The 12,569-nt window shown below is 75.8% G+C and carries 13 protein-coding genes; 1 reads left to right on the top strand and 12 read right to left on the bottom strand.

Translation table 11 applies throughout. The features are described 5' to 3' along the window. Positions 1-12: 12 nt before the first annotated feature. The 8 genes from GKE82_RS01925 to GKE82_RS30515 all read right to left on the bottom strand — a co-directional run bounded on the left by GKE82_RS01925 (position 13) and on the right by GKE82_RS30515 (position 6,898). On the bottom strand, positions 13-693 hold the full coding sequence (locus GKE82_RS01925; protein WP_154732163.1) for a methyltransferase domain-containing protein: 681 nt from the start codon (positions 691-693) through the stop codon (positions 13-15). A gap of 11 nt (positions 694-704) precedes the next feature. After that, positions 705-1,832 (bottom strand): cellulase family glycosylhydrolase, encoded by a 1,128-nt coding sequence (locus GKE82_RS01920; protein WP_196189023.1) that lies wholly within the window; start codon positions 1,830-1,832, stop codon positions 705-707. After that, positions 1,829-2,410 (bottom strand): serine O-acetyltransferase, encoded by a 582-nt coding sequence (locus tag GKE82_RS01915; protein ID WP_107570951.1) that lies wholly within the window; start codon positions 2,408-2,410, stop codon positions 1,829-1,831. Before GKE82_RS01915 ends, GKE82_RS01920 begins: the two co-directional genes overlap by 4 nt. Continuing rightward, positions 2,410-3,144, bottom strand: a complete 735-nt coding sequence (fabG, locus tag GKE82_RS01910; protein ID WP_107570950.1) for a 3-oxoacyl-ACP reductase FabG — start codon at positions 3,142-3,144, stop codon at positions 2,410-2,412. The genes GKE82_RS01915 and fabG overlap by 1 nt, the downstream gene beginning before the upstream one ends. Then, positions 3,141-4,493 (bottom strand): class I adenylate-forming enzyme family protein, encoded by a 1,353-nt coding sequence (locus GKE82_RS01905; RefSeq protein WP_309233335.1) that lies wholly within the window; start codon positions 4,491-4,493, stop codon positions 3,141-3,143. Before GKE82_RS01905 ends, fabG begins: the two co-directional genes overlap by 4 nt. A 19-nt stretch (positions 4,494-4,512) precedes the next feature. After that, positions 4,513-4,743, bottom strand: coding sequence for a phosphopantetheine-binding protein (locus GKE82_RS01900; protein WP_107570948.1), 231 nt, complete (start codon positions 4,741-4,743; stop codon positions 4,513-4,515). 107 nt (positions 4,744-4,850) lie between these two features. Continuing rightward, positions 4,851-5,738: a glycosyltransferase family 2 protein gene (locus GKE82_RS01895; protein ID WP_154732161.1), complete on the bottom strand. Its 888-nt coding sequence runs from the start codon at positions 5,736-5,738 to the stop codon at positions 4,851-4,853. Next, on the bottom strand, positions 5,735-6,898 hold the full coding sequence (locus GKE82_RS30515) for a glycosyltransferase family 4 protein (protein ID WP_107570946.1): 1,164 nt from the start codon (positions 6,896-6,898) through the stop codon (positions 5,735-5,737). The genes GKE82_RS01895 and GKE82_RS30515 overlap by 4 nt, the downstream gene beginning before the upstream one ends. A gap of 87 nt (positions 6,899-6,985) precedes the next feature. Here GKE82_RS30515 and GKE82_RS01885 point away from each other — a divergent pair, with 87 nt between their 5' ends. Then, the gene (locus GKE82_RS01885) at positions 6,986-8,482 is read left to right on the top strand and encodes a hypothetical protein (protein ID WP_154732160.1); all 1,497 of its coding nucleotides are present in this window, start codon (positions 6,986-6,988) and stop codon (positions 8,480-8,482) included. A gap of 12 nt (positions 8,483-8,494) precedes the next feature. Here the strand turns inward: GKE82_RS01885 and GKE82_RS27735 are convergent, their stop codons facing one another. The 4 genes from GKE82_RS27735 to GKE82_RS01865 all read right to left on the bottom strand — a co-directional run bounded on the left by GKE82_RS27735 (position 8,495) and on the right by GKE82_RS01865 (position 12,554). Further along, the gene (locus GKE82_RS27735; protein ID WP_107570944.1) at positions 8,495-9,598 is read right to left on the bottom strand and encodes a glycosyltransferase family 4 protein; all 1,104 of its coding nucleotides are present in this window, start codon (positions 9,596-9,598) and stop codon (positions 8,495-8,497) included. A gap of 11 nt (positions 9,599-9,609) precedes the next feature. Further along, entirely contained in the window at positions 9,610-10,278 is a 669-nt protein-coding gene (locus tag GKE82_RS01875; protein ID WP_309233787.1) for a class I SAM-dependent methyltransferase, read from the bottom strand. 159 nt (positions 10,279-10,437) lie between these two features. Continuing rightward, on the bottom strand, positions 10,438-11,070 hold the full coding sequence (locus tag GKE82_RS30510; protein WP_196189022.1) for a hypothetical protein: 633 nt from the start codon (positions 11,068-11,070) through the stop codon (positions 10,438-10,440). A 41-nt stretch (positions 11,071-11,111) separates the two neighbouring features. Then, complete coding sequence (locus GKE82_RS01865) at positions 11,112-12,554, bottom strand: flippase (RefSeq protein ID WP_154732157.1); 1,443 nt, start codon at positions 12,552-12,554, stop codon at positions 11,112-11,114. Between the last annotated feature and the right edge of the window lie 15 nt (positions 12,555-12,569).

The following is a 12,569-nucleotide window of genomic DNA, read 5'->3' as shown; positions in this document are numbered from 1 at the left end:
CGACCGTCCCGGTCAGGCGCTGCGGCGCGCGGCGCGGCGGGCGCGCAGGACGCCCGGGAGCTCGCGCACGAGCGAGCGGGCGAGCTGCCCCGGCGGGACGCGCAGCGGTCCGACCTTGACGCCGGTCGCCGGGTCGTCCCAGACGCGCTGCAGCGCGACGACGCTCGGCAGCCTGGCGAGGTCGAGGTCCCCGAGCGAGCGGCCGTGCACGCCGATCCCGAACACCTCGCGCGGGATGTCCGGGTCGCCGATCCCGACCACGCGGACGTCGTCGAAGCCGCTCAGCAGCTCGCGGAAGCCCTCGGGGGTGAAGCGGAAGTAGTCGTTGGGGTAGCCGTGGATGCCGAACAGCATCACCGAGCTGATCAGGCAGACGCCACCGTCGCGGCGCGTCACCCGGGCCAGCTCGCGGCACGCCTGCGGCGGATCGGCGCAGTGCTCGAGCGTGTCGAGGCAGATCGCGGTGCCGACCTCGCCGTCGCCGAACGTCAGCGCCCGCAGGTCCTCGACGCGGTCGACGCCCGGCCCCTCGCGGAAGTCGGTCCCGGTGAACGGCCGTCCGGCGAAGAAACGGCGCAGGTCGATGTCCTGCGCGGCCTCGACCTGCAGGGAGCCGAACTCGACGACCGGGTCGGGCAGGTCGACGACGGCCATGACGTCCCGGAGGACCTGACGGGTGATCGGCTGGGCCATCGCCCCGGACCCTAGCCGCGCCGGGCGGCGAACGCCCTGCGCACCGCGGCGAACGCGGGCTTGCGGCGGCCGTCGGCGGCGATCAGCCCGTAGTTCTGCTGCGGATCCGCGGGCGCCTGGCGTGGATCGCGCAGCCGGTACACGAACACCGACTCCGGGAACCCCAGCGCCGTCCCCGGGGCCTGCAGGCGCGCGAGGGCCCGGCCGAGGTAGGCGGCCTGCTCGGCCTCGCCGACCCCGTCGTTGAACGGCTCACCGCGCTGCGTGCTCGTGTTCCAGCCGATCTCGGTCACCCAGACGGTGCGCCCGGCGTCCCGCCGGTCCACCACCCCCTTGACCGCGAGCAGGCCCTGCCGGAACGCGGCGCGCGCGAAGCGGGCGGGCAGGCCCCGCTCGGGCGGGCGGCCGTCGTTGTACGCGTGCACGGACAGGACGTCGATCTCGTCGGCGAGGCCCTCGCCGTAGAGCTGCTCCAGGAACGGGGCGTCGCCGCCCGCCAGCGCGCCCGCGACGAGCGGCAGCCGGGGCGCGACGCGCAGCAGCTCCTGCCGCGTGGCGCGGACCAGGCGGACGTAGTCGCGCGCCGCGTCCTGCGGGGCCCAGAAGCCCGGGAGGTTCGGCTCGTTCCAGACCTCCAGTCCGGCCAGCGCGTCGCCGTAGCGGCGGGCGAGCCGGCCGGCGAAGCGCGCGTAGTCGGCGGGATCGCGCGGGTGCGTGGTCTGCACCTGCTGCGCGGCTGCCGGGGAGGCGCACGGCGCACCGCCGGCGGCGTCGACCGCCCAGCACGGCGTGAACACCGGGGTCAGCAGGACCTGCAGCCCCGCGCGCCGCGCGCGCGCCACGAGCCCGTCGAGCCGCTGCACGTACCAGTCGGCGAGCTCGCCGGCGCGCAGCGGCTCCATGCCCGCCCACTGGACGGCCACGCGGATCGCGTCGGCGCCGAGCTCGGCGGCGGCGTCGACCTCCGCGAGCTCCGCCGAGGCGGGCGTGCCGAAGACGATGTCGACCGCGACGCCCCGGTGGGCGGGCGGGTCGAGCGTGCGGACGGGCTGCTCCCCGCCGCCGCAACCGGCGAGCGCGGCGAGGGCGGCGGCGCCCGCGACGGCCGCCAGCCGGCGCCGGGCCCGCCGGCCGCTCACGTCCCGGGCTCTCCGTGCCGGTTGGAGGCGGCGAGCGGGACGACGCCGCGCGGCGTGACCATCCGTCCGGGCGGCACGTCCCGGGTGACGACGCAGTTGGCGCCGACGATCGAGCCCTCGCCGATGCGCACGCCGCCCATCAGCACGGAGCCCGGGTACACGGTGACGTTGTCCTCGATGATCGGCCGACCGGGACCGCGTTCGCCCGCGAGCGTCACGTTGTGGCCGAGCCCGACGTTGGCGCCGATCTGCGCGTCGGCGGCGAGCAGCACGCCGATCGGGTGCGGGATCTCGAACCCGGGCCCGATCTCGAGCTTGCCGCTCCAGTCCATCGAGTGCAGCCGGACGAAGAAGTTCCGCCAGATCCACCACGTCCAGCGCGGGCTCGCGTTGGCGATCCGCAGCACGAGGACCGCCTGCAGCGACGGGTTGACCAGCAGGCGGGGCAGCGCGAGCAGCCGGCGGCGCTCGCGGGACTCGGGCGCCTTGTGGCTGCAGTGCGCGACGTAGTCGGACCAGTAGAGCGCGCGCACGCCCTTCGGCCAGGAGGCGCGGCGGTCGTCGGGCGCGGGCTCCATCAGGCGGTCAGCCCCCCGTCGACCACGAGCGTCTGCCCGGTCATGAAGCTCGCGGCGGGCGAGCAGAGGAACAGCACGACGCCGGCGATGTCCTCCGGCTCGCCGAGCCGGCCGGCCGGGGTCCGCCGGGCGATCTGCTGCAGCTGGCTCTCGTCGAGGCCGTGCGACATCTCGGTGCGGAGGTACCCGGGCGCGACCGAGTTGACCGTGATCCCGCGCGCACCGAGCTCGCGGGCCAGCGAGCGGGAGAAGCCGTCGAGGCCGGCCTTCGTCGCCGAGTACACCGACAGGCCGCGATAGCCGGACAGCCCGACGATCGAGGAGATGTTGACGATCCGGCCGCTGCCCGCGAGGAGCATGCGCCGGGCGACGAGGCGGGTCATCGTGAACGTCGCCTTGAGGTTCAGGTCGAGGACCGTGTCGATGTCCTCGTCGGAGGCGAGGCCGATGACGCCGTCGCGCGCGATGCCCGCGTTGTTCACGAGCACGTCGATGCGCCCGAACCGCTCGAGCACCTGCGCGACGAACGCCTGCGCGGCCGCGACGTCGACGATGTCGACCGGCGCGAACAGGAACCGCTCCGCGGTGGCGGGATCCGCCGCCCAGGCGTCGGTCCGCGGCGTGGCGGAGCGGCTGCAGGTGGCGACGACATCGCCGGCGTCGAGGAACGCCTGGACGATGCCGGCCCCGAGCCCGCGGCTCCCGCCGGTGATCACGACGACGCGACTGCTCATTGCTGCTCCTGGGTTGTGGTGCGGACGATCTTGTCGCCGCGGGTCTCGAGCGCGTCGACGAAGCGCAGGCGCCGCGGCCGGCCGGGCGCGGGAAGCACCGAGCAGGCGGCGTACACGGCCTTCTTGACGACGGCCTCGTCGGCGCCCGGCTCGAGGACGACGTCGATCGCGACGATCTGGCCGGTGATCGCGTTCGGCGCGCCGTAGACGGCGGCGACCGCGATCCCGGGCACGGTCGAGACGAGCTCCTCGATCGGGAGGGGGTGCACCTTGGCGCCCCCGACGTTGATGATCTCGACCGTGCGCCCGACGAAGTGCAGGCGCCCGTCGCGCTCCTCGACGAGGTCCCCGGTGGCGATCCAGCCCTCGTGCTCGGCTGCCCCGTGGTAGCCGCGCATGGCGTGCCGGGAGCGCACGTGCAGCTCGCCGTCGACCACACGGAAGCGCACGTCGGCGTCCTCCCCGCGCTCGAGCACGGAGGCGGGCAGGCCGGGCTCCCCGTCGGTGATCGCGATCGCGGACCCGAACTCGGTGCCCGCGTAGACGTGCGTGATCCGCGCGTCCGGGAACACCGCGCGCAGCCGCTCGATCAGCGGACCCGGGGTCGCCTCGCCGCCGAGCGTGATCTGCGCGAGCGCGGGCGGCGGGCCGTCGGCGGCCTCCGCCTGCCCGGCGAGCAGGCGCCAGAACGTCGGCGTCGCGCTGACGTGGGAGACCTCGTGGGCGACGAGCGCGTCGAGCGCGTCGCGGGCCTGGCTGCTGCGCGGCACCACGAGCGTCGCCCGGTGGACGACCGCGTGCAGCAGGACCTGGAAGCCCGCGAACTGGTTGAGGTTGTAGGCCAGCAGCCAGCGGCGACCGATCGCGTCCGCCCCGCGCGGCACCGCGGCGATCAGCCGCCGCCACTCGTGCCGCACGCCCTTCGGCGTGCCGGAGGTGCCGGTCGTGAGGATCAGGACCGGGGCGTCCTGCGGCTGGGGCGGCAGCGCGCCGTCCTGCTCGAGCTCGGCGGGGACCAGCGCGGTCGCGGCCCCGGTGTCGCGCGGCGCGTCCACGACGACGAGGTCGTGGCCGAGGCGCTGGGCGGACTCCGCGACCCCCGCGTCGTCCAGCGCGCGCGGGTACACGCACGCCTCCGCACCGATCCGGGAGGACGCGGCCAGCAGCGCGACGACGGCGAGCGGGTCGTGGCAGGCGACCGCGAACCGCTCGACGCCGCGGGCGGCCAGGCCCGCGGCCAGGCGCTCGGCCCGGGCGACGAGCTCGGCGTAGCCGATGCTCCCGTCCGGGCCGATGATCGCGGTGTCGGCCCCCGCCTCGGCGGCCGTCCGCAGGACGTCGATGAGCACGGGCCGCTCGCGCCGCCCGCTAGCCGAAGTAGGCGACGAGCTCGCCGACCGTCGCGGGGACGATGCCCTCGCTGTACGGGTCGCGGCCGAACGCGTCCTCGAGGCCGGCGGAGAGCTCGGCGAGCTCGAGCGAGTCGAGGTCGAGGTCGGCGGCGATGCGCGACTCCGGCGTGATCTCCGGCGGCTCGTCGCCGCGGCGCTCGATGAGGCCCTTGATGAGCTCGACGATGACCTGCGTGGGCTCTGCCATGAACGTCCCTGGGTTGTGGATCTCGGGGTGGTGGACGGCGGTCCGCGGTGGCGGGTCGCCGTTCGCGGCGGGGATGGTAGCGGCTGCGCCGGTGGGCGCCTCCGGGCTCACGGCGAGGGGCTGCCCGCCGCCTCCTTCGCGCCCGCGGCGCCGTCGACGTCCGCCAGCGCCGACTCGTAGTAGCCGACGCCCGCCGTGCTCTTGCGGCCGCGGCGGATGCGCATCTCGTGGTGCACGCGGAAGAGCGGGAGCATCGCCTTCAGCCAGCGCGGACGGCGGTGGTCCGTGCGCGCGCGGCGGCGCAGCCCGGCGAGCCAGAGATGCTCGTCCGGATGGCCGAGGTGGCCGAGCGTCAGCGACTCGTCGTGGATCCGGTACCAGCGGGCGATCTCCCGCAGCATCACGATCCGTCCGCGGACGGTCAGCGACGACGCGAGCGCCCAGTCCTCGAAGAACGCGATGTCGCTCGCGAAGCCGCCCGCGTCGCGGACCTCCGCGGTGCGCATCAGCGCCGGACCCGTCGTGGTGAACGGGCAGTAGACCTGCGCGATGATCGCGAACAGCCGCGGTCGGCGGCACAGCGCGTACATCACGCTGCGCGGCCACGGCCAGCGCTCGCCCGGCCCGGTCTCGGGCGTCCAGCGCACGCTGTCCATCGTCACGGCGACGACGCGCGGGTCGCCGTCGAGGACCTCGCACAGGCGCCGCAGCGTGCCGGGGAGCATGACGTCGTCGGCGTCCCAGAACATGATCGCCGGGGCGATCGCCGCGTCGAGGCCGGCGTTGCGCGCACCGCCGACCGGCAGCCGCTGCGGCGTGCGGATCACGCGGACCTGCGGCGGCAGCGGCGGGACCGGCACGTCGGAGGCGTTGTCGACGACGATGATCTCCGTCCGCGGCCCCTCCTGCTCCAGCAGCGACTCGATCGCCGGCGGCAGGTAGGTCACGTGCGTGCCCCAGGCGGGGATCACGAGCGAGACGTCGGGCGTGCTCATCGGGCGGCCTCCACGTAGCAGTCGGCCATCTGGGCGATGACCCGGTCCAGGCGGTAGCGCTCGCGCTCGCGCACGCGCGCCGCGGCGACGAGCGCACGGGCGCGCTCGGGATCGTCCAGCAGGTCGGCGACCGCGGTCCCGAGCGCGACGTGGTCCCCCTCCGGCACGACGACGCCGACGTCCCCGACGACCTCGGGCAGCGCGCCGTTGGCGTAGGCGACGACGGGCGTCCCGACCTGCATCGCCTCGACGACGGCGAGGCCGAAGCCCTCGCGCCAGCCGCCGCGCTCCTGCAGGCGGCTCGGCTGCACGAGCACGTCGCAGGCGCTGACGACCGACACCGCCTCGGCGGGCATGTGCCCGGCGAGCCGGGCGAAGCAGACGGCGTCATGGACGCCGAGCCCGCGCGCCTGCTCCTCGAGCGTGGCGCGGTAGCCGGGGTAGAACGAGTCCTCGACGCCGAGCAGCAGCAGCGTCGCATCGGGATGGCGGGCCAGCACGGTGGGCATCGCGGCGACCATGTCGGTCTGGCCCTTGCCCGGGCACAGCCGCCCGGACAGCGCGATCACCGGGCCGTCCGCGGGCCGGTCCATGACCGCGGCGAGCGCGCGTGGCCCCTGGGCCTCGGCGTCCGGGTACTCCGGGACGCCGGCGTACACGACGCGGGCGCGACGCCGGGTCAGGCGACCGAACGTCTCGTTGACCGCCCCGCTGATGCCCACGACCATGCGCGAGCGCAGCGCCACGAACGCGGCCATCGCGCCGTCCCAGCCGAAGTCGTACTTCAGCCACACGACCGGCGGGCCGCCGACGCCGCGCGCGAGGACCGCGACGAGCGCCGCCTTGATGCCGTTGGCGTGCACGACCGCCGGCCGGGTGCGCCGCAGCTCGCCGCGCAGCCGTCGGGCCGCGCCCAGGACGCTCGTCCGGCCCTCCGCGGGGAGCACCGTGACCTCGTGGCCGCCGTCCCGCAGCCGCTGCACGAACGGCCCGTCGTGCAGCGAGACGATGCCCGCGCACCACGCCGGGCCGAGCCCCTCGACGATCGAGCGGAGGTAGCCCTCGCCGCCGCCGAGCTGGGCGTGCGAGGAGACGAACAGGACGGGCACGGGCTCGGGCCCCGGGCGGGCGCTCCGGGCCTCTCCGGCACTCGCGGTCACCGGCAGGAGTCTACCGCCGGACCGGACGGGGACCGCGCGGTGCGACACCCCTTCCGCGGTCGATGCACCGCCGTTAGGATCGACGGCATGACCGTCGAGCGGGGCCGGCCGCGCGCGCTCCTCCTTTCCTCCTGCGCGGCACTGCTCCTCGCCCCGTCGGCGGCCACGGGCCGCGAGGCGCCGGTGCGCCCCGACGCGTTCGGGATCAACAACGGGGTCCTGTGGCCCGACGGCCTCGGCGAGCTGCCGACCGCCCGCCACGCCGACGCGATCGGGCGCACGGGCCTCGCGAGCGTCCGCGCGATCCCCTACTGGGACCAGATCGAGCCGCAGGCCCCGAACCCGCGGACCGGGGAGCACACCTACGACTGGACCCGCCCGGACGCGATCGCCCGCCACCTCGCGCGCAACGGGCTGCGCTGGGACGCCCTGCTGGGCTTCTCCACCCCGTGGGGCGGCGAGGTCCCCGGGACGACCGGTGGCGCCCCGCGCATCGGGCCGTTCGTCAGCTACGCGACCGCGGTGGCCCGCCGGTACGGGCGCGACGGCGCGTTCTGGCGCCGCAACCCGGACCTGCCGTACGTCCCGATGACGCAGTTCCAGGTCTGGAACGAGCCGAACCTCAGCGGATCGGTGCTGGCGATCCGCCCGACGCACTACGCCGACCTGTACCTCGCCGTGCGTCGTGCGCTGCTGGAGGTCGACCCGCACGCCCGCGTCGCGATCGGCGGGCTCGTGCACTCGGCGCGCAGCGGCACCGGCAACGCGGCCGGCTTCCTGCAGGACATGTTCGCCGCCCGGCCCGCGCTCGCCGGGAACGTCGACGCGGTCGGCGTGACGATCTACCGCCAGAACCCCGAGCAGGTGCTGGAGCAGGTCCGCGGCCTGCGGGAGATCCTCGACCGGCTCGGGGAGCGCTCCACCCCGATCGACATCCACGAGACCGGCTGGGCGACCCGCGGGACGGTGCTGCTCACCGACATCGCCGCGGTCAGCGAGGAGCGGCGCACCGCGATGCTCCCCGAGCTCGTGGACCTGCTCGCCGCCTCCGACTGCGGCGTCCAGAAGGTGACCCCGTTCGCGTGGGTCACCCAGGAGAGCCTGAGCGCCGACGCCGCCGGCTGGTTCGGCCTCGCGGACCGCCGCACCGCGGAGCTCAAGCCGTCCGGTCGCGCGTACGTCGACGCCGTCCGGCGGGTGACCACGACGCCGGTCGCCCCGGCGGTCCGCTGCAACCGCCCCGACCTCCCCCGGCTCGTCACACCCGACGCCGCGCGCCGCGCCCCGCTCGCCCCCGTCGCCTCGCGGCGCTGCTCGCGCGGGCGCTTCGTCCTGCGCTTCGGGCTCGGCACGACCAGCGAGCCGTACAGCCGCCTGGAGGTCACGCTCCCCGGCGGACGGCCGCGGGTGACCGGTGATCCCGACGGCGGCGGACCGGCGACGCTCCCCGCCCGGCTGACGCTGCCGATCCCGCGGCGGCGCGGGACGATCACGGTCGTCGCGAAGGACGCGCTCGGTCGCGAGCAGGACCGCGCGACGCTGCGGCTCGCGCGCTGTCCCGCGCCGCGCGTCACGCGGCGCTGAGCCGCCCGGCGGTCAGCGGCCGCCCAGCGCCGGGACCGCGGCGATGAGCTCGCGGGCCGCGGCCCGCCAGGTCCAGCGCGCCGACTCGGCGATCGCGCCCGCCCGCAGCGTCGCGGTGCCCTCGCGGTCCGCGAGCGCCCGCGCGAGCACGGCCGCGAGCGCCCGGTCGTCCTGCGCGTCGTAGGTGCGGCCCGTGACGCCGTCGGTCACGAACTCCGCCGACGCGCCGTCCGCCGGGCAGATCGGCACCGATCCGCACGCCATCGCCTCGAGCATCGTCAGGCCGAGCAGCTCCGGTGGCGCGGCGCCGGCCCCGCTGCCGTAGCGGCGGACGTCGATCGGCACCTGGACGGTGTGCCGCGCGCGACGGTAGGTCGCCACGAGCTCGGCGTCGCTGACGTCGTAGCGGACCTCCACCCCGGCCTCCCGGGCCGCCGCGGCCACCGCGGCGAGGTAGTCGGGGTCCACGGAGTCCGACGGTCCGACGAGCACCGCGCGCGCTCCCGCGGGCAGCTGCTCGAGGAACCGCAGCTGGCCCTTGTACGGGACGAAGCGGCCGACCATGAGGAAGTCGATGTCGGGCTCGACGTCCTCGGCGGGCGCGAACCGCGCGTCGTCGATCCCGCCCCGCACGACGCAGTGGCGACGGGCGCCGATCGGGGAGATCCGCTGCTCGAAGACGCTCTGGTGCGCGCCGACGTCCGCGCCGGGCAGCGGCGTCCACGACAGGACGTAGCCCAGCCGCGTGCCCGCCCCGTGGTCCATCGACACGAGCGTCGTGCCGCGCAGCAGCCGGCAGGCGGCGCGCAGCGTCGTGGCCGAGCGCGTACGCCACTGGTGGCTGAGCACGACCGTCGGGCGGCGCGCGAGCACGCGCGCCACGTCGAGCGGGCCGATCGCGTCCCCGGCGGAGACGCGGCCGGCGAGCCGGCCCTGCACGGCGCTCCAGCCGTCCGGCAGGTGCTCGGCCGCCCCGGCGCTGACCGCGACGAGGGCGCGGTGCTCCCAGCCGGGCAGCTCGGCGCGCAGGGCGGCGTGCAGCTCCACCGCGTACCGCTCCGCGCCGCCGCGGGCCCGTGCGAGGTCCGACGGCAGGATCGAGACGAGCGACGGCACGGGGCGCGCGCTCAGGGGCGCGACGCGGCGATCAGCCCGTAGCCGAGCGTGCCGTCGTCCCAGAACCCGGCGAGGACGTCGCACGAGTCGCGGAACGCGGTCCAGGCCCGCTCCCCGATCAGCTCCACGACCTCGGTGCGGTACCGGTCGGCGTTGGCGCGCCAGGCGTCGAACGTGGGACGGGTCGCCGCGGTCAGGTCGACCTCGTGGTCGACGGTCAGGCCCTCACCCTCCATCAGGGCGCGGTAGTCCCCCAGGCCCTCCATGCGCGCGTCGCCGAACACCTCGCGCAGCAGCGCCAGCGGCTCCCGCAGCCGGCGGACCTCGGCGAGGTCGAGCGGCCGCTGGCGGGTGATGTCGCACAGGACGACCCGACCGCCGGGCTTCAGGACACGCGCGGCCTCCCCGATGAGCCGCTCGCGGCGGCGCATGAGGTGCGAGGACTCGAGGATCCAGACGCGGTCGAACGACGCGTCCGGCAGGCCGTTGTCGGTGCCGTCGCGCAGCTCGAAGGAGGTCTGCGCCACGAGCCCGGCCGCCTTCGCGCGCTCCTGCGCGGCCCGGATGCCCTCCTCGCTGGTCGTGATGCCGGTCACGTGCGCGCCGAACTCCTGCGCCAGGCGGCAGGCCGGCGCCCCGGTGCCGCAGCCGACGTCGAGGATCGACACGCCCTGCTCGATGCGGCCCCCCCTCGATCATGCGGCGGGTCAGCTCGCCGGTCGCGACGGCGAGGTCGGTGACGCCCTCGTCGAAGACGCCGTAGTGGAGCTCCTCCCCGAGGAGGTAGCGCCAGGCGGCGGTGACGCGGTCGTAGTGCGCGGCGGGGGCGTGGCTCTGGCTCACGGGTGGACCTCGGATTTCCGGCCCTGGACCGGGTAGTTCTTCCAGTTGATGCGCCGCTTCACGACGCGGGTGCGGGCGGGGGCGGCGAGCCCCCCGTCGGGCACGTCCTCCTCGAGGACGACGTTGGCCCCGAGGATCGCGCCGTGGCCGATCCGGATCGGCCCGACCGCCACCGCGCCCGCCAGGAGCGCGGCGTGGTTGCCGACGACCGGCTGGCCGGTGGCGCCCATGTCGGAGCCGAGCGTGACGTTCTGGCAGATCGTCACGCGCTCCCCGATCAGGACCTGCCCGCCGATCCCGATCCCGTAGGGGTGCGGGAGGTGCAGGCCGGGACCGATCCGGGCGCCGTAGACGACCTCGCTGGAGTGCAGCGCGTTCAGCAGCGAGCGCCAGAACCAGTGCGACCAGCGCGGCGCCGCGCAGGTGATGCGGAACAGCACGCCCGCGCGCAGCGACGTGTTGATGACGAACCGCACCGGGGCCTTGCGGCGCCGCACGGCGCGCGGCTCCTCGTGGAGGTCGCAGTAGAACTCGTAGTCGGAGCGGATCAGCTCTAGCAGGCCGTAGCGACGCTCCGTGACGCCGGCCGCCGGCCGCTGCTCCTCGTCGGGCTTCTCGGGGGTGCTCACCGGGCCGCAGACTACCCCGCCGGGCCGACGTCCGCGGTCGGTCATGCCCCGCGGGGACGCGCCAGCCGCAGCCGCACCGCGTCGTCGGGGTGGCGCCGGCGCTCGACGGTCACGAGCACGACCGCGAAGGCTGCGCCGGCGAGCGGGATGCCCCAGGCGTGGGCGCCGGTCGCGACCGCCACCGCGATCATCGCGAGGCCGCCCAGGAGCGGTCCCTCGACGGTCCGCAGAACCGGCACGCGGCCCGCGTCGCGCAGCACCGCGACGAGCAGCATGGCGGCCAGGACGGTCGTCGTCGCCGCCCACGACCAGGCCGCGCCCTCAGCGCCCATCGAGGGGATCAGCGCGAGGTTCGCGGCGACGTTCAGGACCGTCGTGACGACGAGCGCGACCACGATCGGCCGCTGCGCCTGCTGGCTCGTCAGCACGAACGCCATCAGGCTGTAGATCCCGGTGGTGATCACGAGCACGCCGAGGATCTGCAGCGTCCCGGTCGCGTCGCGCAGCCCGTCGCCGTAGATCGCCACGAGCACCGGCTCCGCGTACGCGACGAACCCGACGGCCAGCGGCACGGTCGTCACGAGCACGGCCTTCGTCGTCAGCGCGACCGCCTCGCCGAGGCTCGGCGTCGACGTCCGGGTGAGTCGCGACAGCGCCGGGAACGCGGACAGCGCCAGCGCGCTGGTGATGAAGAAGGTGCTCTCCATCAGCCGGTAGGCGCCGCCGTAGAGCGCGACCGCCTCGCTGTCCTTCAGCGCGCCGAGCAGCACGATGTCCAGCCGCGAGAGCGCGGCGCCGAGCACCGCGGCGAGCCCGAGCCCGAGCGAGTCGGTCGCGACCGCGCGCAGCCCGGCCCGCGTCACGACGAACGGGTGCCGCAGCCCGGCGCGGCGCGCGCGCAGCAGCGTGTACGCGAGGCCGGCGAGCGCGCCGAGCAGCCAGCCGACCGCGACGAGCAGGATCGACCCCCCGGCCAGCAGGACGGCGACGCCGAGCACCGAGAGGAGCCCCCGGTACAGCAGCAGGGCCAGCGCGACGGGCCGCAGGTCCTCGTGGCCGCGGAAGACCGCGTGCGGCGTCATCGTCGTGAGCTCGACGATCATCGCGAGGCCGAGCACGGCGGTCGTGGCGACGACGCGGTCGGAGTACGGGCCGAGCGCGGCGATCCCGCAGACGACCAGCAGGATCGCCGTGCCGCCGGCGAGCTTCAGGAGGACCGCCCCCCAGATCGACGGGCCGACGTCCGGGTCGCCCTGGGCGACGAGCCGGGTGACCCGGAAGTCCATGCCGAACGCGGCCACCATCACGAGCACCGACAGGGACGCGGCGGTCGTGAAGTCGCCGAACGCCGCGACCCCGGCCTCGCGGGCCAGGACGGCGTAGAGGACGATCGTGCCGAGCTTCCCGAGCCCGTCGGCGGCCGCCTGCAGCGCGGTGTTCCCCGCGATGCGGCGGGTCGCGTTCCCCGCGGCGGGCGTGCTCATCGACCGGGCGCGGGA

This window comes from Conexibacter sp. W3-3-2 (assembly GCF_009707605.1).
Classification (GTDB): domain Bacteria; phylum Actinomycetota; class Thermoleophilia; order Solirubrobacterales; family Solirubrobacteraceae; genus Paraconexibacter; species Paraconexibacter algicola.
Note: the sequence above shows the minus strand (reverse complement) of the source record. Positions and strands in the feature narration are given on the sequence as shown.